40 protein-coding genes are annotated in these 22,250 nt (G+C 37.4%); 9 read left to right on the forward strand and 31 right to left on the reverse strand.

Translation table 11 applies throughout. The features are described from left to right. Both LS69_RS06875 and LS69_RS06880 read right to left on the reverse strand, forming a co-directional pair. Nucleotides 1-231, reverse strand: a 231-nt coding sequence (locus tag LS69_RS06875; protein WP_138123476.1) for a hypothetical protein, incomplete at its 3' end; no start/stop codon positions are given. 217 nt (nucleotides 232-448) lie between these two features. Next, nucleotides 449-835, reverse strand: coding sequence for a RidA family protein (locus LS69_RS06880; RefSeq protein WP_138123478.1), 387 nt, complete (start codon nucleotides 833-835; stop codon nucleotides 449-451). Nucleotides 836-907: 72 nt separating this feature from the next. On the opposite strand from LS69_RS06880, the gene LS69_RS06885 reads away from it, so the two are divergent. The 5 genes from LS69_RS06885 to mog are packed head-to-tail and all read left to right on the forward strand — an operon-like array spanning nucleotide 908 to nucleotide 3,047. Continuing rightward, nucleotides 908-1,270: a hypothetical protein gene (locus LS69_RS06885; RefSeq protein ID WP_138123480.1), complete on the forward strand. Its 363-nt coding sequence runs from the start codon at nucleotides 908-910 to the stop codon at nucleotides 1,268-1,270. 30 nt (nucleotides 1,271-1,300) lie between these two features. Next, nucleotides 1,301-1,522, forward strand: a complete 222-nt coding sequence (locus tag LS69_RS06890) for a MoaD/ThiS family protein (RefSeq protein ID WP_138123482.1) — start codon at nucleotides 1,301-1,303, stop codon at nucleotides 1,520-1,522. After that, on the forward strand, nucleotides 1,523-1,978 hold the full coding sequence (locus tag LS69_RS06895) for a molybdenum cofactor biosynthesis protein MoaE (RefSeq protein ID WP_138123484.1): 456 nt from the start codon (nucleotides 1,523-1,525) through the stop codon (nucleotides 1,976-1,978). It begins immediately after the preceding gene. A 22-nt stretch (nucleotides 1,979-2,000) separates the two neighbouring features. Beyond that, nucleotides 2,001-2,495, forward strand: coding sequence for a molybdopterin-guanine dinucleotide biosynthesis protein B (gene mobB, locus LS69_RS06900; RefSeq protein WP_138123486.1), 495 nt, complete (start codon nucleotides 2,001-2,003; stop codon nucleotides 2,493-2,495). Continuing rightward, nucleotides 2,496-3,047, forward strand: a complete 552-nt coding sequence (mog, locus tag LS69_RS06905) for a molybdopterin adenylyltransferase (RefSeq protein WP_138123488.1) — start codon at nucleotides 2,496-2,498, stop codon at nucleotides 3,045-3,047. A gap of 161 nt (nucleotides 3,048-3,208) precedes the next feature. Here the strand turns inward: mog and rplQ are convergent, their stop codons facing one another. The 29 genes from rplQ to rpsJ all read right to left on the reverse strand — a co-directional run bounded on the left by rplQ (nucleotide 3,209) and on the right by rpsJ (nucleotide 16,989). Beyond that, nucleotides 3,209-3,559 carry a 50S ribosomal protein L17 gene (gene rplQ, locus LS69_RS06910; RefSeq protein ID WP_138123490.1) on the reverse strand — a complete coding sequence of 117 codons (351 nt, stop codon included), beginning with the start codon at nucleotides 3,557-3,559 and terminating at the stop codon, nucleotides 3,209-3,211. Between the two features lie 10 nt (nucleotides 3,560-3,569). Then, nucleotides 3,570-4,559, reverse strand: a complete 990-nt coding sequence (locus tag LS69_RS06915) for a DNA-directed RNA polymerase subunit alpha (protein WP_138123492.1) — start codon at nucleotides 4,557-4,559, stop codon at nucleotides 3,570-3,572. Nucleotides 4,560-4,578: 19 nt separating this feature from the next. Beyond that, nucleotides 4,579-5,205, reverse strand: a complete 627-nt coding sequence (rpsD, locus tag LS69_RS06920; protein ID WP_138123494.1) for a 30S ribosomal protein S4 — start codon at nucleotides 5,203-5,205, stop codon at nucleotides 4,579-4,581. A 9-nt stretch (nucleotides 5,206-5,214) separates the two neighbouring features. Then, on the reverse strand, nucleotides 5,215-5,607 hold the full coding sequence (gene rpsK / locus LS69_RS06925) for a 30S ribosomal protein S11 (RefSeq protein ID WP_138123496.1): 393 nt from the start codon (nucleotides 5,605-5,607) through the stop codon (nucleotides 5,215-5,217). 10 nt (nucleotides 5,608-5,617) lie between these two features. After that, nucleotides 5,618-5,986 (reverse strand): 30S ribosomal protein S13, encoded by a 369-nt coding sequence (gene rpsM / locus LS69_RS06930; RefSeq protein ID WP_138123498.1) that lies wholly within the window; start codon nucleotides 5,984-5,986, stop codon nucleotides 5,618-5,620. A 12-nt stretch (nucleotides 5,987-5,998) separates the two neighbouring features. Next, the gene (gene rpmJ, locus LS69_RS06935) at nucleotides 5,999-6,112 is read right to left on the reverse strand and encodes a 50S ribosomal protein L36 (protein WP_005022299.1); all 114 of its coding nucleotides are present in this window, start codon (nucleotides 6,110-6,112) and stop codon (nucleotides 5,999-6,001) included. 261 nt (nucleotides 6,113-6,373) lie between these two features. Continuing rightward, entirely contained in the window at nucleotides 6,374-6,592 is a 219-nt protein-coding gene (gene infA, locus LS69_RS06940; protein WP_026943286.1) for a translation initiation factor IF-1, read from the reverse strand. A gap of 18 nt (nucleotides 6,593-6,610) precedes the next feature. Then, nucleotides 6,611-7,369 carry a type I methionyl aminopeptidase gene (gene map / locus LS69_RS06945; protein ID WP_138123500.1) on the reverse strand — a complete coding sequence of 253 codons (759 nt, stop codon included), beginning with the start codon at nucleotides 7,367-7,369 and terminating at the stop codon, nucleotides 6,611-6,613. After that, nucleotides 7,369-8,628, reverse strand: a complete 1,260-nt coding sequence (gene secY, locus LS69_RS06950; protein WP_138123502.1) for a preprotein translocase subunit SecY — start codon at nucleotides 8,626-8,628, stop codon at nucleotides 7,369-7,371. Before secY ends, map begins: the two co-directional genes overlap by 1 nt. Next, the gene (rplO, locus tag LS69_RS06955) at nucleotides 8,628-9,029 is read right to left on the reverse strand and encodes a 50S ribosomal protein L15 (protein WP_138123504.1); all 402 of its coding nucleotides are present in this window, start codon (nucleotides 9,027-9,029) and stop codon (nucleotides 8,628-8,630) included. Before rplO ends, secY begins: the two co-directional genes overlap by 1 nt. A 9-nt stretch (nucleotides 9,030-9,038) precedes the next feature. After that, nucleotides 9,039-9,479, reverse strand: a complete 441-nt coding sequence (gene rpsE, locus LS69_RS06960; RefSeq protein ID WP_026943282.1) for a 30S ribosomal protein S5 — start codon at nucleotides 9,477-9,479, stop codon at nucleotides 9,039-9,041. Nucleotides 9,480-9,487: 8 nt separating this feature from the next. Then, entirely contained in the window at nucleotides 9,488-9,844 is a 357-nt protein-coding gene (gene rplR / locus LS69_RS06965) for a 50S ribosomal protein L18 (protein ID WP_138123506.1), read from the reverse strand. 9 nt (nucleotides 9,845-9,853) lie between these two features. Further along, the gene (rplF, locus tag LS69_RS06970) at nucleotides 9,854-10,390 is read right to left on the reverse strand and encodes a 50S ribosomal protein L6 (RefSeq protein ID WP_138123508.1); all 537 of its coding nucleotides are present in this window, start codon (nucleotides 10,388-10,390) and stop codon (nucleotides 9,854-9,856) included. 9 nt (nucleotides 10,391-10,399) lie between these two features. Then, the gene (gene rpsH, locus LS69_RS06975; protein ID WP_138123510.1) at nucleotides 10,400-10,795 is read right to left on the reverse strand and encodes a 30S ribosomal protein S8; all 396 of its coding nucleotides are present in this window, start codon (nucleotides 10,793-10,795) and stop codon (nucleotides 10,400-10,402) included. 9 nt (nucleotides 10,796-10,804) lie between these two features. Beyond that, a complete protein-coding gene (locus LS69_RS06980; RefSeq protein WP_115551083.1) occupies nucleotides 10,805-10,990 on the reverse strand; it encodes a type Z 30S ribosomal protein S14 in 186 nt (61 codons plus the stop codon). Then, nucleotides 10,983-11,537 carry a 50S ribosomal protein L5 gene (gene rplE / locus LS69_RS06985; RefSeq protein WP_138123512.1) on the reverse strand — a complete coding sequence of 185 codons (555 nt, stop codon included), beginning with the start codon at nucleotides 11,535-11,537 and terminating at the stop codon, nucleotides 10,983-10,985. The genes LS69_RS06980 and rplE overlap by 8 nt, the downstream gene beginning before the upstream one ends. Nucleotides 11,538-11,540: 3 nt before the next feature. Next, nucleotides 11,541-11,777 carry a 50S ribosomal protein L24 gene (rplX, locus tag LS69_RS06990; RefSeq protein ID WP_138123514.1) on the reverse strand — a complete coding sequence of 79 codons (237 nt, stop codon included), beginning with the start codon at nucleotides 11,775-11,777 and terminating at the stop codon, nucleotides 11,541-11,543. Beyond that, nucleotides 11,777-12,145, reverse strand: coding sequence for a 50S ribosomal protein L14 (rplN, locus tag LS69_RS06995; RefSeq protein ID WP_138123516.1), 369 nt, complete (start codon nucleotides 12,143-12,145; stop codon nucleotides 11,777-11,779). The genes rplX and rplN overlap by 1 nt, the downstream gene beginning before the upstream one ends. Beyond that, nucleotides 12,142-12,408 (reverse strand): 30S ribosomal protein S17, encoded by a 267-nt coding sequence (rpsQ, locus tag LS69_RS07000; protein ID WP_138123518.1) that lies wholly within the window; start codon nucleotides 12,406-12,408, stop codon nucleotides 12,142-12,144. The genes rplN and rpsQ overlap by 4 nt, the downstream gene beginning before the upstream one ends. A gap of 3 nt (nucleotides 12,409-12,411) precedes the next feature. Then, entirely contained in the window at nucleotides 12,412-12,603 is a 192-nt protein-coding gene (gene rpmC, locus LS69_RS07005; RefSeq protein WP_138123520.1) for a 50S ribosomal protein L29, read from the reverse strand. Beyond that, entirely contained in the window at nucleotides 12,590-13,015 is a 426-nt protein-coding gene (gene rplP / locus LS69_RS07010; RefSeq protein ID WP_115551088.1) for a 50S ribosomal protein L16, read from the reverse strand. Before rplP ends, rpmC begins: the two co-directional genes overlap by 14 nt. Nucleotides 13,016-13,018: 3 nt before the next feature. Next, nucleotides 13,019-13,726 carry a 30S ribosomal protein S3 gene (gene rpsC, locus LS69_RS07015; RefSeq protein WP_138123522.1) on the reverse strand — a complete coding sequence of 236 codons (708 nt, stop codon included), beginning with the start codon at nucleotides 13,724-13,726 and terminating at the stop codon, nucleotides 13,019-13,021. Then, nucleotides 13,726-14,055, reverse strand: a complete 330-nt coding sequence (gene rplV / locus LS69_RS07020; protein WP_138123524.1) for a 50S ribosomal protein L22 — start codon at nucleotides 14,053-14,055, stop codon at nucleotides 13,726-13,728. The genes rpsC and rplV overlap by 1 nt, the downstream gene beginning before the upstream one ends. 11 nt (nucleotides 14,056-14,066) lie before the next feature. Further along, a complete protein-coding gene (gene rpsS, locus LS69_RS07025) occupies nucleotides 14,067-14,348 on the reverse strand; it encodes a 30S ribosomal protein S19 (RefSeq protein ID WP_138123526.1) in 282 nt (93 codons plus the stop codon). A 9-nt stretch (nucleotides 14,349-14,357) separates the two neighbouring features. After that, nucleotides 14,358-15,185 carry a 50S ribosomal protein L2 gene (gene rplB / locus LS69_RS07030; RefSeq protein WP_138123528.1) on the reverse strand — a complete coding sequence of 276 codons (828 nt, stop codon included), beginning with the start codon at nucleotides 15,183-15,185 and terminating at the stop codon, nucleotides 14,358-14,360. Nucleotides 15,186-15,195: 10 nt separating this feature from the next. After that, on the reverse strand, nucleotides 15,196-15,477 hold the full coding sequence (locus LS69_RS07035) for a 50S ribosomal protein L23 (RefSeq protein WP_138123530.1): 282 nt from the start codon (nucleotides 15,475-15,477) through the stop codon (nucleotides 15,196-15,198). A 1-nt stretch (nucleotide 15,478) separates the two neighbouring features. Further along, entirely contained in the window at nucleotides 15,479-16,093 is a 615-nt protein-coding gene (gene rplD / locus LS69_RS07040) for a 50S ribosomal protein L4 (RefSeq protein WP_138123532.1), read from the reverse strand. Next, nucleotides 16,090-16,668, reverse strand: coding sequence for a 50S ribosomal protein L3 (gene rplC / locus LS69_RS07045; protein ID WP_138123534.1), 579 nt, complete (start codon nucleotides 16,666-16,668; stop codon nucleotides 16,090-16,092). Before rplC ends, rplD begins: the two co-directional genes overlap by 4 nt. Nucleotides 16,669-16,677: 9 nt before the next feature. Continuing rightward, a complete protein-coding gene (gene rpsJ, locus LS69_RS07050; protein WP_034287206.1) occupies nucleotides 16,678-16,989 on the reverse strand; it encodes a 30S ribosomal protein S10 in 312 nt (103 codons plus the stop codon). 896 nt (nucleotides 16,990-17,885) lie between these two features. Between rpsJ and LS69_RS07055 the strand changes: the two genes are divergently transcribed. The 4 genes from LS69_RS07055 to LS69_RS07070 all read left to right on the forward strand — a co-directional run bounded on the left by LS69_RS07055 (nucleotide 17,886) and on the right by LS69_RS07070 (nucleotide 22,250). Next, nucleotides 17,886-18,461 carry a TRAP transporter small permease subunit gene (locus LS69_RS07055; RefSeq protein WP_138123536.1) on the forward strand — a complete coding sequence of 192 codons (576 nt, stop codon included), beginning with the start codon at nucleotides 17,886-17,888 and terminating at the stop codon, nucleotides 18,459-18,461. Between the two features lie 3 nt (nucleotides 18,462-18,464). Then, on the forward strand, nucleotides 18,465-19,793 hold the full coding sequence (locus LS69_RS07060; RefSeq protein WP_138123537.1) for a TRAP transporter large permease subunit: 1,329 nt from the start codon (nucleotides 18,465-18,467) through the stop codon (nucleotides 19,791-19,793). Nucleotides 19,794-19,805: 12 nt separating this feature from the next. Next, nucleotides 19,806-20,924 carry a TRAP transporter substrate-binding protein DctP gene (gene dctP / locus LS69_RS07065; protein WP_138123539.1) on the forward strand — a complete coding sequence of 373 codons (1,119 nt, stop codon included), beginning with the start codon at nucleotides 19,806-19,808 and terminating at the stop codon, nucleotides 20,922-20,924. Between the two features lie 213 nt (nucleotides 20,925-21,137). Beyond that, the gene (locus LS69_RS07070; RefSeq protein WP_138123541.1) at nucleotides 21,138-22,250 is read left to right on the forward strand and encodes an alanine--glyoxylate aminotransferase family protein; all 1,113 of its coding nucleotides are present in this window, start codon (nucleotides 21,138-21,140) and stop codon (nucleotides 22,248-22,250) included.

The following is a 22,250-nucleotide window of genomic DNA, read 5'->3' on the forward strand; positions in this document are numbered from 1 at the left end:
TAAAGAATAGACCACTCCTACCACAAACATATATGCAGCATAAAACTTACAAAGTTCAGGAGCGAAAGTTTTGGATTCCATAAGTTTAATGGCTGGAATAAAATCCATAAAGTCAGTGAAAACTTTGAGATAAGGATATTTTGTATTAAAAGTTTTATTCCAATGTTTTTGGATAAATTGATACCTCAAATAAGCTCTAAAGCGATTATAAGTTAAGGGTTTGTTGGGCATTAAGCAATCTTATAAAATTAGATTGGAATCTTTTAGATTTTATTTTGCAAAGAAATTCCTCAATCACTGCCTTTGTGATTTTAGACAAACATTTCTTCTGATTCTTCACTCTTGCTATGATTTATAAAGACCTTATTACAAACTATGCACTCATTAATGCACCAATACAACAAATCAAGAAGCAGCCAGCAAAGCTAACCGCAACCTACAGATTCTTTTAAGATTTATTGGAATCTTGCAAAGCAATGCACTCAATCTCTACCAAAGCATTTTTGGGCAGCGTTTTCACAGCTACCGTGCTTCTAGCAGGTTTATGTGCCCCAAAAAACTCTGCATAAATTTCATTTACGATTCCAAAGTCTTCTATGTTGCTTAAAAATATCGTGGTTTTAAGCACATTTTGCAGATTGCTTCCACCCGCTTTTAAAACCTCTTCGAGATTCTTTAATACCTGTCTTGTTTGCGCTTCTATGCCACTTACTAGCTCACCTTGCGGGGTTAGTCCAATTTGCCCTGAAGTATAGACGATTCCATTAGCAACCATTGCTTGGGAATAAGGACCGATTGCTTGAGGTGCGTTTTGTGTCGCGACAATACCTAACATTTTAAGATTCTCCTTTACTTTATTTATTAAATGTTATAAAATTATAGCCAAATTATTTTTTAAGGAAAGTTTATGAAGTCCGTTTTTAGGTTTTTACTGATTGCACTCTGTGCCAATACTCTTGCGAATGCTGATAATTTCGTGCAAACCACTTCACCCAAAACCCAATCAAATGTCGTCGTCAAAGTCCCTCCGCTTACTGATTTTGATAGAACGCTACAAGAAGAAATGAAAAAATATCCACGAGGTTCTATGTTTTTTGTAGATGGCAAAAGCGGCAAAGTCTTATCCGTAGATAAAGCTCCTAATGTCAAATCTAGTGCGCCAAATCCGGGCAAATTTTATCCAAGAGAGGCAGATGAAACACAACTCCCAAAACAATCCGACAAAGTCGTGCCTTATAAAATCCAAGAAGAACGCATTGACTTGCTATAAGCTTAAAACAAATGAGATTCCGGAGCAAAAATGATAGAAGTTGAATTTTTAGGACCTCTTGGCAACAAAACCTTTCAAAGCCAAGCAAGAGACTTTTACGCACTTAAACAAGAATTACAAGCGATTCCAGAATTAAAAGAATGGCTTAAAGACTGCGCAATTGCCCTTAATGACGAAATCGTTACTTCCTTGGATACTCCAATTAAAAATGGCGACAAGATTGTATTGTTGCCTCCTGTCTGCGGTGGCTAAATGCAGTGCCACATTGAAGGATTAGAGATTTTTGAAGGCGCACTAGATACGCCAAATATCTATAAAAATTGGTTTGATTTTAGCTCCCAGTCCAATTTAGGAGCTAATGCAATCTTCACAGGAATCGTGCGTGCAGAAAATGAGTGTGAGGGGTTAAGCTTTGATATTTATCTGCCATTGTTGGAGCAATGGTTTTTGGGTTGGGCTAAAAAAGCTTTAGCAAACGAAGTTTTGCTTAAAATGGCGCACTCTAGGGGAGATGTTTTGAATCACCAAAGTTCTTATATGGCGGGTATTTTTAGCTCAAAAAGACGCGCAACCTTAGAGATTTTTGAAGATTTCATAGAAGACTTCAAACACCGCGCCCCGATTTGGAAGTATGATTTAAAAGACGGACAAAGAATCTATGCTAAAGAGCGCAGTTACCGACTTCCATATAGCGGAATCCTAAACTGATTTAGGTTTAAAAAGAATCCCAATGAGAGCAGTTGCATTTACCGGTAATTCCAACAGCGGAAAGACGACTTTAATAGAAAAAATCGCCTTATATCTTCAAGCAAATCACCCCCAAAAACGCGTAGGAATCATTAAACACGACCCAAAAGATAAGGCTATTTTAGATACTGCTGGTAAGGATTCTGCAAGATTCTTTGAAACAGGCGCAGATATTGCAATCCTTGGAGCTACACAAACAACTTTAAGATTCCATCAATCTTTGGAATTTGCAACCCTAGTAGAATCTTTCAAGGCATACGACTACTTGTTTGTTGAAGGTTTAAAGGAATTGCCTTTGCCTAGAATCTGTGTAGCAAGGAATCTATTTGATATGCGTTTCTTGCCCTTTATCCAAGCTATCGCGATAGATTCTAGCATTAATAAAGAATCACTAATCCCCTATCGTCTGCCTATTTTAGATTTAAACAACATTCAAGAAATTTTAAAATGGATTCATACAAATATTAAGGAAATTTAAATGCAAGAAACTCTAAAAGAAACCAAACAAGCAAAAATTGGTATTTTGACACTCTCTGATCGGGCAAGTGCTGGAATCTACGAAGATCTTTCAGGTAAGGCAATCAAAGAAACTTTAGAAGAATATCTGCTCACGCCTTTTACTTGCATTTACCGCGTTATTGCTGATGATTTTAAAGCCATCGAGCAAAATCTGCAACAACTTGCAGACGAAGAGCAATGCGATTTGATTGTTACCACAGGAGGCACGGGACCTGCATTGCGTGATGTTACGCCTGAAGCAACAGAGGCGGTATGCCACAAAATACTTCCAGGATTTGGTGAGCTAATGCGACAAGTAAGTTTAAAATATGTCCCTACTGCGATTCTTTCTCGCCAAACCGCCGGAATCCGTAACCAATGCCTTATCGTCAATCTTCCGGGCAAACCAAAATCCATTCGCGAATGCCTTGATGCTGTTTTTCCGGCAATCCCTTATTGCCTTGATTTAATTGGTGCAAGTTACTTAGAAACCAATGAAAATATTATCAAGACTTTTCGCCCAAAAAACTGATTAAAATGACGCAGTTTTTATTTAAATATATCTTAAATTCTTTCAGGATTAATTATAATTCAAAATAAGTTAAAGCCAATGAGGCAAAATTATAAGTTTTAGAAAAAACGCACAATGTGGTAAGCTAGATAAGATTCCTTGATGAGGAATCTTATTTCGCATTAGACAAGCTCAATAATTGCCATAGGAGCAGCATCACCAACTCTTGCTCTTGTTTTGATGATTCTTGTATATCCACCATTTTTTTCAGCATATTTTGGTGCAATTTCTTTTACAAGTTTTTTTACAGAATCTTTGTGTTGCAAATGAGAAAAAGCTAAACGATGCGCCATAGAATCACCTTTTCTCGCTTTTGTAATCAATTTCTCAAAATAGCTTTGCAACTCTTTTGCCTTAGGCAATGTTGTTTCAATTTTTTCACTTGCAATTAAAGCAATAGAAAGATTCTTTAGCAAAGCTTTTCTATGAGAGCTTGTTCTTCCAAGCTTTCTATATCCATGTCCATGTCTCATTCATTATCCTTTAGTTAGAAAATTTTTTCTTAAGCAATGCAATCAAATCTTCCGGAAGTCCTTTACCAATAGGATAGCCTAATTCCTCTAACTTTGCGGTAATTTCATCTAAAGATTTTTTGCCTAAATTCTTAATATTTTTGATCTGGTCTTCATTAAGAAGCACAAGCTCTCCCAAATACTTAATGCCTGATCTATCCAAACAATTAAAACATCGTGCACTAAAGTTTAAACTATCAATCGTCTGCAACAACGCTTTGATTTCAGGATGATCTTCATCTCCATTACTGATTTCTGGCACTTCAATATTTAATTCTGCATTGAAAATAGCCATTTGCTTATGCATAACGCTTAAAGCATTTTTGAAAGCTGTTAAAGGATCTACTTGTCCATCTGTTTGAATATCAAAAATAACTTTTTCGTAATTTGGATCGTCTTCTACAAGTATATTTTCTGTGTTATAGGTTACATTGGTAACCGGGGTAAAATAAGCATCAAGAGGCATAAAACCATCTGGCACTTGATTGCGAATCTCTTCGCTTGGCACATAGCCAATTCCCCTACAAATCACGATAGAAAAACTCAACACTGCATCTTCATTAATGGTTGCCAAATGAATATTAGGCGTAACAACTTCTATAATATCGTTATTTAAGTCTGCACCTGTAACAACTTTTGGACCTGTAAATTTATAATCTACACTGATTGTTTCACTCTCATCTTTGCCTTTAAAACGAATCGTTTTAAGATTGACAATGAAGTGTGATACATCTTCAACCATTCCGCGCACAGAATCAAACTCATGGGCAACACCAAAAATCTTCAATGCAATAGGAGCAAAACCAACAGAACTTCCAAGCAATAATCTACGCAATGGGTGCGCCAAAGTAATCGCATATCCGGATTCAAATGGATAGGCAACAATCTGAATCTTATTAGCACCCACCTCTTTTACTTCAATTTTTGTCGGAACATGCGGAGAAGTTTTAATATTTTTCATACTAACACCTTCCTACGCATTATTTAGAATACAACTCAACAATGAGCCTTTCTTCGACTGGAATCACTACTTCTTCTCTTTCTGGCAAACGCGTAAAGATTCCAAATACCTTTTCTTGATCTACATCAACCCAAGGAGAAATTCCTGTTTGTTTTGTCAACTCAATCGCTCTTTGAACTTGCGGATTCTTTTTGGTTTTTTCACAAATCTCTACTTTTTGTCCCACTCCAACAAATGCAGAAGGAATATCAAGCTTCTTGCCATCTACCAAAATATGCCCATGCACTACAAGTTGTCTTGCAAAGCGTCTAGTAGTTGCAAATCCCATTCTATACACGACATTATCTAAGCGTCTTTCAATCAACTTAACAAGATTCTCTCCGGTGTTTCCCTCCAAACGATTTGCTTCTACAAAGATAGAATGAAATTGTTTTTCAGAGATTCCATACATCATTTTCGCTTTTTGTTTTTCGCGAAGCTGAATCCCATATTCTGAAATCTTTCCTCTTCTTTGTCCGTGTTGTCCCGGACCATAGGGACGCTTATCTAATGCACTTTTCCCGGCTAATCTCCGCTCACCTTTTAATGCGAGACTAACACCAAATCTTCTTTCAATTTTTTCAACAGGACCTCTGTATCTAGCCATTGTCTCTCCTTACACTCTTCTTCTTTTTGGCGCACGGCAACCATTATGTGGCAATGGTGTAACATCTTTAAACCATAAAACTTTAATACCTTCAATGCTCCCCAAACTTTTTACCGCAGTTTCTCTACCGCTTCCGGGACCTTGAATCTTGACGCCAAGCTCTTTGATTCCATGTTCTTTCGCTTTAGCGACTGCGTCTTCAACTGCCTGTTGTGCAGCATAAGGAGTTGATTTTTTACTTCCTTTAAAACCTAATGCACCTGCTGTGCTCCAGCAAATAACATTACCCATTTCATCCGTGATTGTTACGCTTGTATTGTTAAAAGCAGCAGAAATATGAATAATACCTCGTGCGATATTCTTTTTGACAACTCTTTTTTTATTAGTGTTTCTTTTAGCCATTATTTACTCCCTATTTTGATGCACTACCAACAGTTTTTCTCTTACCCTTACGCGTTCTCGCATTATTTTTTGTTGTTTGACCACGAACAGGCAGACCTTTACGATGTCTAAGACCACGATAGTTCCCTAAATCCATAAGAGCTTTAATGTCCATTGTAACTTTCTTGCGCAAATCACCCTCTACGATATGATGTGTTTGAATTTCTTTCGCAATTGAAGAAATTTCATCTTCACCAAGGTCTTGAACCCTTTTGTCATAAGAAATATTTACAGCATTTAAAATATCTCTTGCTGTCTTTAAACCAATACCATAAATATAGGTTAAAGCATATTCAATTCTCTTTTTTTTGGGTAAATCAACACCAGCAATTCTCGCCATTATTCTTCCTTTTTATCCTTGTCTTTGTTTATGTTTTGGATTCTCGCAAATTACTCGAATCACGCCTTTCCTTTTGATAACCTTGCATTTGTCGCACATTTTTTTGACAGAAGGTCTCACTTTCATAGCTTACTCCTCTTTCAAGGCAAATGCCTTATAATACTTAAGCGTAATTTTAGAAAATTCTAAATTATCACTTTGGAATGTTTTAAATAGAATTTATCACTTCCTAAACCTAAAAATAAGACTAGGCATTGAGTTTATAGTCCTCAAAGGCTCTTCCAAATCACCTAAACGACTAAGAATAAAACTTAAGATTCCAAACAAATTAAGCTTTATCTAATTTTTAAAATAAAGCGTAGATTATATTTAAAGTCTTATTAAAATCTACTTATATCTAAAAGTAATTCTACCTTTATCCAAGCTATAAGGTGTTAACTCTAATTTTACCTTATCACCTTGCAGAATCTTAATATAGTGCATTCGCATTCTTCCCGCAATATGGCACAAAATAATATGCCCATTTTCAAGCTCTACACGAAAAGTCGCATTCGGCAAAGCTTCCTTTACGATTCCATCTACTTCAATAACATCATCTTTCGCCACTTATTTTCCTTTTGATTTCTATTCCAAAGATAAGATTTCAGCCTTATTTTTAATGATTGCCACAGTGTGTTCATAATGACTTCCTCTTAGTCCATCTTTAGAAACCACACTCCATTCATCTTCCAAAATAACAGGCTCACCGCTTTTTTGACAAATCATGGGTTCAATACAAAAAACCATTCCCTCTTTTATTTTGTCGCCTTGCTTAGCTTTCGTTCCCTCTAAATAATTCGGAATCTCTGGCTCTTCGTGCGGCTTTCTACCGATTCCATGACCGCAAAAACCACGCAAGGGGACATAACCATAATCTAAAATAAATTGTTCAATCAACGCACTTAATTCTTTAAAGTGCATACCTACCCTAATTTGGCTGATTGCAAAATACAAAGCGTCTTTAGAACAAGCAATCAAATGCTTATCTTCTTGCGAGATATTCCCAACCCCGCAAGTAATGGCTGCATCACCATACCAACCATTAAGCTGTGTGCCAATATCCAATCCTATAATATCGCCCTCTTGCAACTTATAGTCGTTTGGGATTCCATGGATAATCACCTCATTAACCGAAGTGCAAACCGAACCACTAAATCCATAAAGCCCTTTAAAAGATGGCGTTGCCCCACATGAGCGAATCATTTGTTCGCCCATTTGGTCCAATTCTTTTAAAGTAATACCTGGTTTAATCTGACTTTTTAGGTGGTTCAAGGTTTTCGCCACGATTCTACTAGCAGCCCTTAAGGATTCAATTTCTGCGGGTTTTCTAATGGTAATTGACATTATAAGCCCACCGCACTAAGGGTTTTATATTTATTCATATAAATTTGAGCTTCAATTTTGCGCATTGTATCCACTGCAACTTGCACAACAATCAAAACAGCAGTTCCACCAAAGTAAAATGGCACACCAGAAGCTTTAACCAAAACCCATGGTAGAGTTGCAATAATCGCCAAATACAAAGCACCCCAAAAAGTTAATCTATTGGCAACTTCTGTCAAAAAGTTTGCAGTGCCTTCACCGGGGCGAATCCCGGGTATAAACCCACCCTGACGCTTAAGGTTTTCTGAAATATCTTTTGCGTTAAAGACAATGGAAGCATAAAAGTAAGCGAAGAAAACCACTAGCAAAAACATTAAGACATTATAAAGATAGCCATTAGGATTCAAAAAATCCGCAATCTGCATTACAATGTTGTTAGAAGAACTTTGCAGAATCGTGCTTGGAAACATTAAAAGCGCAGAGGCAAAAATAGGCGGAATCACGCCACTTAGATTCATTTTAATCGGAATATAATTCATAATGCGTTTGTCTTGATTTTGCATTACGACTTTACGAGAATAAGAAATAGGAATCCTGCGCTCACCTAATTCTATGTAAATGATACTAGCCACAGTTACAATGATGATTGCCGCAATAAACAACAATACAAGCCAACTGATTTGATTGGTATTCACAAGATTGAATGTTCCCGCAATCGCGCTTGGGATTCCAGAGACAATTCCCCCAAAGATAATCAAGCTGATTCCATTGCCAATACCTCTTTGCGTAATTTGCTCTCCAATCCACATTAAAAGCATCGTCCCACAAAGCATAGAAAACGCTGAAATAGCGATAAACACATTCATGTCAATCATAATTGCACCATTTGCTCCTGTCCCCAAACTCTTCAATCCAATGGAAACACCTACGGCTTGAATCAGTGTAATCGCAACTGTGGTATAACGGATAATTTGCATATATTTTTGCATTCCATCGCGTTCTTTTTTCATTTTGCCAAGATTTGGGAAAGTTGAAGCAAGAAGTTCCATAATAATAGAAGCTGTAATGTAAGGCATAATCCCGAGAGAAATAATGCTCAATCGCTCCACTGCATTACCACTAAACATATTAAACAATCCCAACGCATTTGAAGCATTGTTGTCAAAAAACGCTTTAATCACGGTGGTATCAACACCAGGAACGGGGACATAAGCCAATACACGATAGGCTAGAAGAAAGCCTAAAGTAATGAGAATCTTATTGACGATTGCTTTACTCATTATTTGTTTCCGCTTGTTGTAATTCTTTCATCTTTAATTTTAGACGCAAGATTCTTTGCTTCTGCGCCAATTAGCTTGATTTTAGTTACATAACTTGGAAACTTGTGAACGGATTTAATGGTTTCAAAATTGATTTCTTCCAAACTCGCAACTGCTTTAATGGATTCCACATTAATCACATAAGGCTTTACAACACGACTTGTAAAACCAACTTTTGGGAGGCGTCTTTGCAAAGGTTGTTGCCCACCTTCAAAGCCTCTTTTTTGTTTAGAGCCTGTTCTTGCAGTTTGACCCTTACCACCTCGCGTAGAGGTTTTGCCCATACCGCTTCCTTGCCCTCGTCCTACTCTTTTGATTTTTTTCACGCTACCTTTTGCAGGTGCTAAATTCTCTAATGCCATACATTCTCCTTATGCTTTAACCTTAGAAAGGGCTTCAATTGTGGCACGCACAACATTATAAGGATTATTTGAACCCAATGATTTTGTCAAAATATCCTTAATTCCTGCCTTTTCCAATACCGGACGAACCGAACCACCGGCAATAACGCCTGTTCCTTCGCTTGCTGGTTTTAATAAAACAACGCTTGAATTGTATTTTTCTTGCACATCGTGCGCAATAGTTGTGCCTTTAATATTCACTTTGATGATATTTTTAAATGCGTCATCAATAGCTTTCTTAATGGCATCTGGCACTTCTTTTGCTTTACCAAGTCCAAAACCAACCAAACCTGCTTTATTTCCTACAACTACCAAAGCATTAAAGCGGAATCTGCGACCCCCTTTAACAACTTTTGTTACGCGTCCAATATTTACAACATACTCTTCAAACTCTTCTCTATTGATTTCCATATTATCCCCTACAAATTGATTCCGTTCTCACGAAGAGAATCGGCGAAACTTGCAACAACACCATGGTATAGATAGCCATTTCTATCAAAAAGCACTTCTGTAATATTTGACTTTTTAAGACTATCAGCCAATGCAACAGCAATTTTTTTCACATCTTCTTTATTGTTTTTTAAGCCCAATTTTTTACCATCTACACTTGCAAGTGTTATGCCTTTTGTATCATCAATGGCTTGTGCATAAAAATATTTATTTGAGCGAAAAATGCTTAATCTTGGAGTTGCAGCACTTCCAAAAACTTTAGCGCGGATTCTTAATTTTCTTTTCAATCTTAAACTTCTTTTTTGTCTAATAACTTTATTTACCATTATTTATCCTTATTTCTTAGAAGTTTTACCAGCTTTGCGGATAATACGCTCATCAGTATATTTTACACCTTTGCCTTTATAAGGTTCTGGTGGTCTAAACTCCCTAATTTCAGCCGCAATCTGTCCAATTTGCTGCTTATCAGAACCTTTAATTGTAACAAGATTCTTATCAACTGAAATCTCAACACCTTCTGGTATGTCATAGTTAATAGGGTGAGAAAAACCAAGAGCAAGTTCTAAAACTTTGCCTTTTACAGCTGCTTTATAACCTACACCATTGATTTCTAATTGCTTTGTAAAACCTTCTGTCAAACCCACTACGATATTATTAGCTAAAGCCCTGTAAGTTCCCCAATACGCTTTAGCTTGGGCATTTTCTCCATTCAAAGAAAAAGTTAATTCTCCATCTTTAAATGCAATACCTACACGCCCATAAGTTTCTAACTCTTTTGTAAGTTTGCCACCCTTAAAAACTATTTTGCTCCCTTCAATGCTTACTTGAACACTACTTGGAATGCTAATAGGTTTCTTTCCAACTCTTGACATTAAATACTCCTACCAAATACTGCAGAGGGCTTCGCCACCTACATTTGCTTTATAAGCATCTTCGTTAGCAATAACGCCTTTGCTAGTGCTTACAACAATCGTCCCATAACCATTTTTGAAACGCTTTAATTCATTTCTTCCTTTATAGACGCGTCTCCCGGGTTTTGAGATTCTTGTAATCTCGTTGATTACAGTGCGTCCTTTTTCATCGTATTTTAACACTACATTAATGGATTGTTTTTTGTCTTTTTCTACAACTTTAAAGCCCTCAATAAAGCCTTTTGCTTGAAAAACTTCAAGGATAGATACTACAATTTTGGCATAGTATAAATTTGTAGTATCTAAGCGTCTCATACTTGCATTTCGGATTCTCGTTAAAGAATCTGCGATAATATCATTTACCATATTTCTTCCTTACCAACTTGCTTTTCTAAGTCCCGGTATTAAGCCTTCATTGCCCATTTTGCGGAGGCAAACACGACAAATACCAAAATCTCTATAAACAGAATGCGGTCTTCCACAAATAGAACATCTTGTATATGCTCTTACTTTAAATTTAGGTGCTCTTGCTGCTTTTGCAATCATAGATTTTTTAGCCATTAGTTCTTCCTTTAGCGAAAGGTAAGCCAAAAAGCTCAAGCAATTTAAACGCATCTTTATCGTTTGTAGCTGAAGTTACAAAGGTAATATTCATACCATGACTTACCATAATATCATCATAAACTACTTCTGGGAAAATGAGTTGCTCATTAACTCCAAAGCTGTAATTACCTCTACCATCAAACCCATTGCGAGGAACACCCCTAAAATCTTTCACCCTTGGAAGTGCAATCACAATGAGTTTTTCAAGGAAGTTATACATTTGGTTTCCTCTTAAAGTAACTTTTACACCCATTGGCATTCCTTCACGCATTTTGAATCCAGCAACAGATTTCTTAGCAAGAGTAATTACCGCCTTTTGCCCTGCGATTAACGAAATGGTATCCGCAATATTTTGCATAATCTTAGTATCTTTTGCGTGCATACCTGCACCCACACTGATGACGATTTTCTCTAATTTTGGCAAAAGCATAGGATTTTTGATTCCCAATTCTTCTGCCAACTTTGGTTTAATTTCATTTTTGTAGGCAGTCTTTAATTGAAACATAGATTAGTCCTCCGCTTTTTTAACATTTGAAATGTGGATTGGCATTTCTTTATTCACGAAACCACCTTTAGGATTCTTATCTGTTGGTTTCACAGCTTTTTTTGCAACCTTGCAACCCTCTACGATAACTTGAGAAGTTTTAGGTAATACTTGCAAAACTTTCGCTTTCTTGCCTTTATCTTCTTTATCGCCGACAATTATTTCTACCAAATCGCCTTTTTTAATCTTGAATTTTGCCATTATAATACCTCCGGTGCCAACGATACGATTTTCATAAAGTTAGCATAACGAATCTCTCTTCCAACAGGTCCAAAAATACGCGTCCCGATAGGATCTCTTTTGCTGTCTAAAATCACAGCGGCATTATCATCAAAGCGAATCAAAGCCCCATCTTCACGATGCAACTCTTTTTTCGTTCTCACTACAACTGCTTTTACGACTTGACCTTTTTTGACTTTTCCACTTGGAAGTGCTTTTTTCACAGAAGCAACAATCACATCGCCTATTGTCGCGTAACGCCTTTTGCTTCCACCTAAAACCTTAATGCACATTACTTCTTTTGCACCACTATTATCTGCAACATTTAATCGTGTAAAACTTTGAATCATAATTCAACTCCCACAGATACAACTTTATGGAGTGTGAAAGCTTTTCTTTTAGAAATTGGCTTACATTCAATCGCCTCAATCACATCACCTACTTTTGCGCTATTATTCTCATCATGGACAATATAACGCTTGAATCTTTTTACAATTTTTCTATATTTTGGGTGTATAACGCGTCTTTCAACCAGAATCGTTACGCTTTTGTCGCCAGCTTTTGTAACAACTTTTCCAGCAATCACCCTTTTATGCGGTTGCACACTACTCATATCTTACGCCCTCCTTTTAACATTCAGAGCTGTTTTGATTCTTGCAATATCTTTTTTTGCGATTCTTATTTCGCTTGAATTAGTTAATTGCATGGTTCTTAACTTCAAATTTAACTCAAACAAATGCGTCTCTTTTTCTTTCAAAAGAGCATTAAGTTCTTCAATTGTTTTTGTATTAATTTCAGTATATTTCATTTTCGCCCTCTCTTGTTACAATTTTTGTTTTAAAAGGAAGTTTGCTTTGCGCCAAAGCCAACGCGCTTCTAGCAAGAGATTCATCTACACTACCCATTTCGTAAATGATTCTTCCGGGTTTGATATTCATTACCCACTTATCTACTGCTCCCTTACCTTTACCCATTCTCGTTTCAAGAGGTTTAGCTGTTAGAGGTTTATCGGGGAAAACACGAATCCAAACCATTCCCGTTCTTTTTGTTGCACGCGTCATCGCAATACGAGCAGCTTCGATTTGACGCGAATCAATCCTACCATGCTCTAAAGCTTTAATCCCAAATTCACCAAATGCTAACGAAGTGCCGCGAAACGCTTTACCGCGGTTGCGTCCTTTCATTTGCTTTCTATATTTTGTTCTTTTTGGCATTAACATTGTTTATTGCCCCCTTCTCTTTCTTGCTGGACGACTTGTTTTTTCTTCGCCCTCTTCAGTTTGTTTTTCTGCTTGGATTCCTTTTTGTAGAACTTCGCCTTTAAAAATCCATACTTTTACGCCAATATTTCCATAAGTTGTTAAGGCTTCTGCAAAACCATAGTCAATTTTCGCTCTAAGCGTATGAAGCGGGATTCTACCTTCCATATACCATTCTGTTCTTGCCATTTCAGCTCCTGCTAAACGACCAGAAACACGAACTTTAATGCCCTTTGCTCCAGATTTCATTGCACCTTGCATAACTTTCTTCATCGCGCGTCTAAAAGCTACGCGTCTTTCAAGTTGTGTTGCTACGCTTTCAGCGGACAATTGTGCGTTGCTTTGAGGCTTTTTAACCTCTTTGATATTAATGAAAATATCTTTATCCACAATCTTTTTTAGAGATTCTTTTAGCTTCTCTACATCTGCCCCTTTTTTGCCGATAATAATGCCCGGACGCGCTGCAACAACCGTTACACGAACTTTTTTAGCGGTGCGCTCTACCAAAATATCACTTACACCTGCGTAATATAGCTCTTTTTTTAAGAATTTTCTGATTTTATGGTCTTCCGCTATATTTTGTGGCGCACTAGTAAATGAAGGAAACCATCGTGATTCCCAATTTCTATTGATACCAAGTCTTAGACCAATCGGATTAACTTTTTGACCCATTACTTATCCTTACTTTTTTGTGCTACTTCTACAAAAATATGTGAAGTAGGTTTTCTTACTGGAGTTGCTCTTCCTCTAGCTCTTGGCGTAAAGCGTCTAAGCACAGGACCAGCATCTACTCTACAAGAAGAGACGATAACATTTTCAGCCTCATAACCACCATTTGCAACTGCTGATGCAATCACCTTAGAAATTATTCTCGCTGCTTTATTAGGCATAAATTCCAATGAAGCAATCGCTAATTCAGCATTCATTCCTTGAACTTCTCTTGCAATCAATCTAGCCTTTGTTGGGGATAAACGAATGTATCTCAATAATGCTTTACTCATTGTTATCTCCCTTATTTACCGATTTTCTTTTGGACACTACCTTTGTGCCCTTTGAAAGTTCTTGTAGGAGCAAATTCACCTAACTTATAGCCAACATGATTTTCTGTTACATAAACAGGAACGAAAGCTCTACCATTATGCACATTAAAAGTAATTCCAATCATATCAGGCACAATCGTGCTTCTACGCGACCATGTTTTGATTGGTTTATTATCTTTAGCCTCTTTTGCTTTAAGCACTTTTTTCATTAAATGCTCATCAACAAAAGGACCTTTTTTTATTGATCTAGCCATTTACTTTCCTTATTTTTTTCTTCTTGAAATAATCAACTTATCACTTGCTTTTTTTCTACGCGTTTTGTAACCTTTAGCAGGCATACCCCATGGAGAAACAGGGTGTCCGCTAGAACCGGTTTTACCTTCACCACCACCATGTGGGTGATCTACCGGGTTCATTGCCGCTCCTCTTGTCTGTGGTCGCACACCCAAATGACGATTGCGTCCTGCTTTACCAATAGAAATATTTGCAAAGTCTTCATTTCCAACCGTTCCGATTGTCGCCATACATTCACCTAGAATGTAGCGCATCTCTCCACTTGGCATTCTTAGGATAGAATATTTGCCCTCTCTACCCATTAACTGCGCACTTGCTCCTGCACTTCTTGCGAGTTGTCCTCCGCGTCCGGGATACATTTCAATATTATGAATCACCGTTCCAATTGGAATATTCTTAATTTTCATTGCATAACCCAAACGAATATCCAATCCACCCTCTGCGGAAATAATCGTATCTCCAACGCTTAAACCGCTTGGTTGAATAATATATCTTTTATCGCCATCTTTGTAAGTAATCAATGCGATTCTACAATTTCTGTATGGATCGTATTCAATCGCACTTACTTTGCCTTCAATATTGTATTTATTGCGCTTGAAGTCAATAATACGATAGAGTTTTTTCGCTCCACCCTCTTTATGGCGACTTGTGATTCTACCATTGTTGTTGCGTCCTGCATGCACAGGTAGCTTAACCAATAACTTTCTTACACTAGCTTTTGCAGTGATGTTTTCCGAGCTAAGGTTGCTCATAAATCTTCTGCTTGGAGTGTATGGTTTGTAAGTTTTAATTGCCATTTTTTACTCCTTAAACTGCCAATGATTCAATTTTTGCGCCTTCTGGAAGCTTAACATAAAACTTCTTGAAGTCATTTCTCTTGCCAATAACACCGCGAAATCGCTTAACTTTCCCCTCTTGTTTCAAAGAATTGATAGACAAAGGTGTTACACCAAAATATTCTTTAAACACTTCTTTTAGTTGCGTTTTACTTAATTTTGGAGAAGTTTGCACAACAAGAACGCCTTGCTCCTGCAATTTCAAAGACTTCTCAGTATACATAATGGATTTAATATCTGTAATACTCGCCATATTAACCCTCTTTAGTGATAGATTCAAAAAGCGATTTTTCAATCACTACCGATCTAAATGTCGCTACCAAATAAGCATTCAATTCAGCACCATCAATTAGATAACAATCTTTGAGATTCCTAAATGCCAAAAATGTCTTTTCGTCAAACAAATCCGCAACAAAAAGTGTATTTCTCTGATTCAATGCTTTAAAAAGCGCACAAGCATCTTTTGTCTTACCACTTTCTACTTGGATTTTATCCACTACAAACAGACTATTAGCATTTGCTTTTTCAAGCAAAGCATATTGCAATGCAAGTCTTTTTTGTTTTTTATTGACTTTTAGGTTATAGTTTCTATTGTTGCTTGGTCCATGTGAAACACCACCGCCAACAAATACAGGAGAAGTGATACTCCCTGCTCTTGCTCTACCTCCGCCTTTTTGGCTCCATGGCTTTTTACCACCACCACTCACTCTACCACGAGTTTTTGCCATTGCATTATTTGTGCGCAATGACGCCAAAAAGGATTTAATATAAAGATAGAGGTTATGTGAATTAATCTCTTTGTAAGATGCAGGCAATTGTGCTTCACCTGATTTCTTTAAATCTTTATCTAAAATAATTGCTTTACTCATTTCACAACCTTTAACTTGCCAAATGCACCATTAAATCCCGGCACAGAACCTTTCAAAACAAGCACATTATGTTCTTTGTCAAAAGAAATAATCTCGTTTTGCACCGTTACTTTTTCGTTACCATAGTGTCCAGACATTTTCTTACCCGGTTGAACTCTTCCGGGCCATTCACGATTTCCAATAGAACCCGGAGCTCTATGGAATCTACTACCATGCGCAGCAGGACCACCTTGAAAATTCCATCGTTTCATAACGCCACTAAAACCGCGTCCTTTTGTACTAAAAGAAACCTTTGCTCTTTTCGCTCCCTCTAATACAGATAAATCTAAATCACCCGTTTCTGCATTGCTTACTTCAAGCGTCGCAAATTTGTTATACTCTTTACCAAGATTATATTTTTTTTGCTGACCCGCAATAGATTTGTTTGCGCTTTTGCCTTGATGATACGCTACAAATGCTTTACCACCTTCTAAAACTTCGCAAATCTTTGCTGATTTTACTTTAAGCAAGGTTACAGGAATACTTGGTTTCGCAACAGTTCTGCTCATTCCAATTTTTTCTACTAAAAATTCCATTTATACCCCTTATTTACCCATTGAGCGGACTTCTACATCCACTTCTGGTGCCATATCTAATTTTGTCAAACTATCCACGGTTTCTGGAGTAGCTGAAACAATATCAATGATTCTTGTATGCACTCTGATTTCAAATTGCTCTCTTGAATCCTTATTGATATGGGGAGATTTTAAGACGGTATAGCGTCTTTTTTTGGTTGGAAGCGGAATAGGACCGCGAATCTCTGCACCTGTTCTCTTAACAGCCTCTACGATTGAAACAACCGAGCGGTCAAGAACGCGGTGATCATACGCTTTTAACTTAAGTCTAATTTTTTCCATTTTATTTTTCCTTCAAAGAACTCATCTAACATTTTTGCCGATGTATATTTTGGAAGTCGGGATTATACTAAAGATTCCTATTTTTTAGCAATATTTTTGATGATATTTTTATATTTTATTTCCTTTTTAAAAGGACATATTATTTTGCTGTTGTTGGTTTTTTACATTCGCACAGAATCCATAAGTATTATAATAAGACCTCCCTATTTAATTTTGCGATTCCATAGAATCTTTGAAGGAAAAAAATGAAAAAGCTAGGTTTGATTGGTGGCGTAGGTGTAGAATCCACTTGAAAAGCAGCCCAAAATGCGGGGATTCCACAAAGTTGGCTTCATGGGTATGAAAGCCATAATAAAAGGCTCACTTTATCAATCTCCCTTACAAAAATGTGGCATAGGAGTGCCACTGCCAAACAAAAAAAATAACGCGAGGAGATTCACCATATCATTGCTCACGAACTAGAGCTTGGAATCATAAAACAAGAAAGTTTGAATCGGTTTTTAAAAATCATTGAAAAAACGCAAAAGGGCAAAAGATAGAATCCATAATCCTTGCTCACACAGAGTTGCCGCTACTCTTTGGCGATACACAAGATTGTGCGCCTCTTTTAGATACGATGGATTTACACATTCAAGAAATCATTAAATGCATTTTAGAAGATTGAAAAATCTCCGTTTGAATTGCATATTTCTATTTGAGATATTGGCAAAACCCTTTTGGCATTTGAAACTGAAATTTAAAAAAGCTTAAAGAATCTTAATTTTAGGATTCTTTGAAATGCAATAAAACTTTTAAGGATTCGTTACATTTTGCATTCTGTTTTCTTGAATTTTATTAAAACTTTTGGTATAAGTGCAGGTTTTAATTTTCGTTTCAAATTTAGGAATTTCCCCATAATGCAAAAAATCTTGAAAATTACTCGTATTTTAGATACTTCAAGCCTCTTTGGTTCGCGCGTGTCTATGGTTTGTTTATGGGCATTATGTTTGCTCACTTTTGGACTTGCTATCGCGCTTAATTTCTCGTATGTGAATAGCAAATTAGACGATTTTAGCCTTTATTGCTTTGCTTTAATGGCACTTTTGGCGTTTTCTTGGACACTTAAGAATGATAAACATGTGCGTGTAGATATTATTTATGCCCATTATAGCGACAAAACGAAAGTGATTAGCTTCTTTTTTATCAATCTTTTATTTATTCTTCCCTTTTGTTTGATTATGGTAAAGTATGGCTTAGATTTCGCGATTCAATCTTACAAAATAGGAGAATCTTCGCAAAACGGAAAAATTCCTTATTATTTTATTTTCAAATCTTTTGTTGTGATTGGTTTTGTCTTGTTGGCTTTGCAAAGCATTAGCGAGATTCTCAAATCCCTTGTTAAAATCAAACAGAAAAACTTCGCCGCGCCTTTGGATTTTGTTGCCCAAGAGACGCAATCCCTCAAAAACAGCTTGAAACAAAAGGTTGAATAAAGTATGGAATTACTAGCTTTAATTGGAATCGCTATTGTGCTTTTAGTAATCGGTGTGCCGGTTGCTTTTGCCTTTGGTTCAAGTGGGTTGATTGTAGGTAGTTATCTTATGGTTTTTGGTGAGAATCCCTATGTCTTGACTTTCCTACCCAATCGCTTGGAGGGAATCTTTAGCAACACAACGCTCATCACGATTCCATTATTTATTTTAATGGGAATGATTTTAGAGAAAAGTGGAATCGCAGAACGATTGATTAACTCTATCGCAAAGCTTTTTGGCTCTCTTGGTGGTGGCGCGGCAATGGGCGTGATTCTTGTTGGCGTGTTGCTCTCTGCAAGCACAGGAATCGTAGGGGCAACCGTGGTGATGATGGGCGTTATCGCAGTGCCAACAATGCTTAAAGCAAATTACGATAAACGATTGATTTCAGGCGTGGTTGCCGCGAGTGGCACTTTGGGGCAAATTATCCCTCCCTCTATTATTTTGATTATTCTAGCAGATGTTTTAAATGTCAGTGTGCGCGACCTTTTTAGTGCCGCAATCTTGCCGAGTATTTTGCTTGTAAGTGCTTATGTTTTATTTGTGTTAGGCATCGTGATTTTTGCTCCCAAACTCGCCCCAGCAAATCTAGAAATTTCCAAAAACATACGCACTCTAGCATTGGAAACCCTCAAAATGGCGATTCCACCGATTCTTTTAATCGTCCTTGTCTTAGGAAGCATTTTAGGGGGAATCGTAGAACCAACACAAGCAGCAGCACTTGGCGTAATGGGTGCGCTTGTTTTAAGCTTTTTTAATGGACAACTACATTTTAACCTCATCAAACAAGCAAGTGCCGAAACTATTCTATTCTGCGGAATGGTTTTTATGATTCTCATTGGCGCAAATTGCTTCACGCTCGTTTTCAACGAATTAGGTGGCGATGTTTTCGTGTTGGAATTTTTTTCAAACTATCTTGATTCGCCCTTTTATTTTATGCTTGTTGCCATGCTTGTTGTTTTTATTCTTGGATTCTTGATTGATTTTTTTGAAATTTGCTATATCGCCTTGCCGATTCTAGCAGGGATTGCTATGCACTATCAAGTAGATATGCTATGGTTTGCATTACTTGTCGCAATTAATTTGCAAACAAGCTTTCTCACGCCACCTTTTGGATTCTCTATTTTCTTTTTGAAATCCGCAGTGGGAGATTCCATTAGAATCGGAGAAATTTATAGAGGTGTGATTCCATTTATTTTATTGCAAGTTTTAATTCTAGGATTCGTGTTTTGCTTCCCACAATTAACGCTAAGCAGTGCAGATTGGGCTAAGATTTTAGAATTTATTTTTTAACAAGGAGAAGAAATGAAAAGACGAGAGTTTTTGAAAAATACTGGTTTGGGAGTTGCTTCTGTGCTAGGAGCTGCGACTTTGGCAGGTTGCAATAGCGAACGGAACGCAAAGAATACAAATGCGCAATCGCAAACAACAACTACCAAAAAACCGACTTTAAAGATTCGCTTAGCGATGACTTGGTCTATTACAATGCCAATTCTAGCAGATACAGTGAAGCATTATGCAAAAGTTGTCAATGAACTAAGTAGCGGTAGCATTCAGATAGATATTTTTCCCGCAGGGAAGCTTGTGCCGGCACTTGGAGTGTTTGACGCTGCAAGTAGCGGACAGATTGACGCATTCCATTCTGCGCCTTATTATTGGGAGGGTAAAAACACCGCGTTTAATTTGTTTTCTGGGATTCCGTTTGGAATGATTGATAGCGAACAAAATGCTTGGTTTTTATATGGCGATGGTATGGAATTGTGGCGAGAAATCGCGGATAAATACAATCTCTACCCAATGCTAGGCGGTGCGACAAGCATTCAAATGTCGGGTTGGTATAAAAAAGAAATGAATAGCCTCAAAGACTTTGAAGGTTTAAGGATTCGTATGGTTGGAGTTGCAGGACAGGTGTTATCTAAGCTTGGCTCTGCGACGAAAAACACTCCGGGTGGAGAGATTGTGCCAAACCTAGAAAGAGGCGTGTTAGACGCTGCGGAATGGGTTTCTCCTGCGTTTGACCAAAAGCTAGATATTCATAAAGTCGCTCCTTATTATTATACGCCTTGGCAAGAAGCAGGTTCAATTACTGAATTTGTGTTCAATAAGCAAAAATGGGAAAGCTATTCTAAAGAAGTGCAAACAATTTTAGAGGTTGCAAGTCGCGAAGCGCATATGCAAATGACCGCAATGGGCAACTTCTATAATGCCAAAGCTTTAGAAATTCTCAAAAATGAGGGCGCAAAGGTGCGCACATTCCCACCTGAAGTAATTGAAGGATTCAAAAAAACACTCGCAATTGTTTTAGAAGAAGAAAGTGCTAAGAATCCCGACTTCAAAAAAGTGCTTACAAGCTACCAAAATTTCCAAAAAGAGCAAATGACTTGGACGCAAGATAGCTTAGGAGCGTATTTAGCGATTCGTTAATTTTCGCTTTTACTTGCAACCCACTAAAGAGATTCTGCCCTTTAGCGCGGAATCTCATTTGTTGCTACGAAGATTCTACCTACTCAATCTAATTTTGCTCACTGCTTTATTTCTCGCAATCCTTTATGGCTTCACAAATAGAATCTCTTGGTTTGATTGCATAATGATGAAATGTTGGTTATAATTCGCGGATTTTTTAAATAAGGATAAAATATGTTACTTTTTACTCCCGGTCCTACTCCTGTGCCAGAATTTGTGCGTGTGGCAATGAGCGAACCAACAATCCACCACCGCACTCCAGAGTTTGAAGAAATCTTCGCAACCACTCGGACACTTTTAAAAGAAGTGATTGGTATGCCTGAAGTTCTAATGCTTGCAAGCTCGGGAAGTGGAGCAATGGAAGCTTGTGTTACTTCCCTATGCCAAACAAAGCTATTAAGCATTAATAGCGGAAAATTTGGTGAGAGATTCGGTAAAATCGCCAAAGCGTTTGGGATTCCAAATATAGAAATTAAAAATGCGTGGGATACTCCTGCAAGTGTAGAATCCGTATTGGAAACCTTAAAGCAGAATCCCGATATTGACGCATTTTGTATTCAAGCGTGTGAGAGTGCAGGAGGTTTGCGCCATTCTTATGAAGAAATCGCCAAAGCCATTAAAGATTACAATCCTAAAATTATGGTGATTGTGGATAGCATTACAGCAATGGGAGTGGAAAAGCTAGATGTGAGTTGTGTTGATGCACTTATTGGTGGCTCACAAAAAGCTTTTATGTTACCACCGGGACTTAGCATTATTGGGCTAAGCCAACAAGCCATTGCCAAAATTGAAGAACGCAATGTGGGATTCTACTTCAACCTCAAAACAGAGTTGAAAAATCAAGTCAAAAACACCACAGCTTGGACTGCGCCTACTACGATTATCATCGGGCTTTGTGCGTTTTTGCAAAAGGCAAAAAGTATCGGTTGGGATAAAATCTACCAACAAACCAAAGCGCGTTCTCTCTCTTGCGACAAAGCAATGGAAAGCATTGGGCTAAAAATCTATCCGACCAAACCCGCACTTTCTATGACTTGTGTTTATGACGAAGCAAGTGATACACTGCGCAAACATCTTAAAACCAAATTCAATGTCAATATTGCAGGTGGGCAAGATGATTTAAAGGGCAAAATTTTCAGAATCAACCAAATGGGCTTAATTGAAGCAAGTGAGATTTCGTGGGTAATTAATGCGATAGAACTAAGCCTTGCTGATTTGGGAAGACGCCCCTTTGATGGAATCGCAAATCAAGTGTTTTTAGAAAATTATTTCAGTCTTTTAAAGTAA

The sequence above is a fragment of the Helicobacter sp. MIT 05-5294 genome (assembly GCF_000765675.1).
In the GTDB taxonomy this organism is placed as follows: Bacteria; Campylobacterota; Campylobacteria; order Campylobacterales; family Helicobacteraceae; genus Helicobacter_D.

Coding starts and splice junctions, on each gene's coding strand:
- rpsH (WP_138123510.1), bottom strand. CDS start 10,795: ATGGTAAATGATATTATCGCAGATTCTTTAACGAGAATCCGAAATGCA.
- LS69_RS06885 (WP_138123480.1), top strand. CDS start 908: ATGAAGTCCGTTTTTAGGTTTTTACTGATTGCACTCTGTGCCAATACT.
- rpmJ (WP_005022299.1), bottom strand. CDS start 6,112: ATGAAAGTGAGACCTTCTGTCAAAAAAATGTGCGACAAATGCAAGGTT.
- rplX (WP_138123514.1), bottom strand. CDS start 11,777: ATGGCAAAATTCAAGATTAAAAAAGGCGATTTGGTAGAAATAATTGTC.
- mog (WP_138123488.1), top strand. CDS start 2,496: ATGCAAGAAACTCTAAAAGAAACCAAACAAGCAAAAATTGGTATTTTG.
- rplR (WP_138123506.1), bottom strand. CDS start 9,844: ATGGTAAATAAAGTTATTAGACAAAAAAGAAGTTTAAGATTGAAAAGA.
- secY (WP_138123502.1), bottom strand. CDS start 8,628: ATGAGTAAAGCAATCGTCAATAAGATTCTCATTACTTTAGGCTTTCTT.
- rplC (WP_138123534.1), bottom strand. CDS start 16,668: ATGGAATTTTTAGTAGAAAAAATTGGAATGAGCAGAACTGTTGCGAAA.
- LS69_RS07055 (WP_138123536.1), top strand. CDS start 17,886: ATGCAAAAAATCTTGAAAATTACTCGTATTTTAGATACTTCAAGCCTC.
- rplO (WP_138123504.1), bottom strand. CDS start 9,029: ATGGCATTAGAGAATTTAGCACCTGCAAAAGGTAGCGTGAAAAAAATC.
- rplE (WP_138123512.1), bottom strand. CDS start 11,537: ATGTTTCAATTAAAGACTGCCTACAAAAATGAAATTAAACCAAAGTTG.
- rplD (WP_138123532.1), bottom strand. CDS start 16,093: ATGAGTAAAGCAATTATTTTAGATAAAGATTTAAAGAAATCAGGTGAA.
- LS69_RS06980 (WP_115551083.1), bottom strand. CDS start 10,990: ATGGCTAAAAAATCTATGATTGCAAAAGCAGCAAGAGCACCTAAATTT.
- rplN (WP_138123516.1), bottom strand. CDS start 12,145: ATGATTCAAAGTTTTACACGATTAAATGTTGCAGATAATAGTGGTGCA.
- rpsK (WP_138123496.1), bottom strand. CDS start 5,607: ATGGCTAAAAGAAACACTAATAAAAAAAGAGTTGTCAAAAAGAATATC.
- rplV (WP_138123524.1), bottom strand. CDS start 14,055: ATGAGTAAAGCATTATTGAGATACATTCGTTTATCCCCAACAAAGGCT.
- rpsS (WP_138123526.1), bottom strand. CDS start 14,348: ATGGCTAGATCAATAAAAAAAGGTCCTTTTGTTGATGAGCATTTAATG.
- map (WP_138123500.1), bottom strand. CDS start 7,369: ATGTCAATTACCATTAGAAAACCCGCAGAAATTGAATCCTTAAGGGCT.
- LS69_RS06895 (WP_138123484.1), top strand. CDS start 1,523: ATGCAGTGCCACATTGAAGGATTAGAGATTTTTGAAGGCGCACTAGAT.
- rplF (WP_138123508.1), bottom strand. CDS start 10,390: ATGTCAAGAGTTGGAAAGAAACCTATTAGCATTCCAAGTAGTGTTCAA.
- LS69_RS07035 (WP_138123530.1), bottom strand. CDS start 15,477: ATGGCGAGTATTACAGATATTAAATCCATTATGTATACTGAGAAGTCT.
- dctP (WP_138123539.1), top strand. CDS start 19,806: ATGAAAAGACGAGAGTTTTTGAAAAATACTGGTTTGGGAGTTGCTTCT.
- LS69_RS07070 (WP_138123541.1), top strand. CDS start 21,138: ATGTTACTTTTTACTCCCGGTCCTACTCCTGTGCCAGAATTTGTGCGT.
- rpsC (WP_138123522.1), bottom strand. CDS start 13,726: ATGGGTCAAAAAGTTAATCCGATTGGTCTAAGACTTGGTATCAATAGA.
- mobB (WP_138123486.1), top strand. CDS start 2,001: ATGAGAGCAGTTGCATTTACCGGTAATTCCAACAGCGGAAAGACGACT.
- rpsM (WP_138123498.1), bottom strand. CDS start 5,986: ATGGCGAGAATTGCTGGTGTTGATTTACCCAAAAAAAAGAGAATTGAA.
- LS69_RS06915 (WP_138123492.1), bottom strand. CDS start 4,559: ATGAAAAATATTAAAACTTCTCCGCATGTTCCGACAAAAATTGAAGTA.
- rplQ (WP_138123490.1), bottom strand. CDS start 3,559: ATGAGACATGGACATGGATATAGAAAGCTTGGAAGAACAAGCTCTCAT.
- rpsJ (WP_034287206.1), bottom strand. CDS start 16,989: ATGGAAAAAATTAGACTTAAGTTAAAAGCGTATGATCACCGCGTTCTT.
- rplB (WP_138123528.1), bottom strand. CDS start 15,185: ATGGCAATTAAAACTTACAAACCATACACTCCAAGCAGAAGATTTATG.
- rpmC (WP_138123520.1), bottom strand. CDS start 12,603: ATGAAATATACTGAAATTAATACAAAAACAATTGAAGAACTTAATGCT.
- LS69_RS06890 (WP_138123482.1), top strand. CDS start 1,301: ATGATAGAAGTTGAATTTTTAGGACCTCTTGGCAACAAAACCTTTCAA.
- rpsD (WP_138123494.1), bottom strand. CDS start 5,205: ATGGCTAGATACAGAGGTCCTGTTGAAAAAATTGAAAGAAGATTTGGT.
- rpsQ (WP_138123518.1), bottom strand. CDS start 12,408: ATGAGTAGTGTGCAACCGCATAAAAGGGTGATTGCTGGAAAAGTTGTT.
- LS69_RS07060 (WP_138123537.1), top strand. CDS start 18,465: ATGGAATTACTAGCTTTAATTGGAATCGCTATTGTGCTTTTAGTAATC.
- rplP (WP_115551088.1), bottom strand. CDS start 13,015: ATGTTAATGCCAAAAAGAACAAAATATAGAAAGCAAATGAAAGGACGC.
- rpsE (WP_026943282.1), bottom strand. CDS start 9,479: ATGGAAATCAATAGAGAAGAGTTTGAAGAGTATGTTGTAAATATTGGA.
- LS69_RS06880 (WP_138123478.1), bottom strand. CDS start 835: ATGTTAGGTATTGTCGCGACACAAAACGCACCTCAAGCAATCGGTCCT.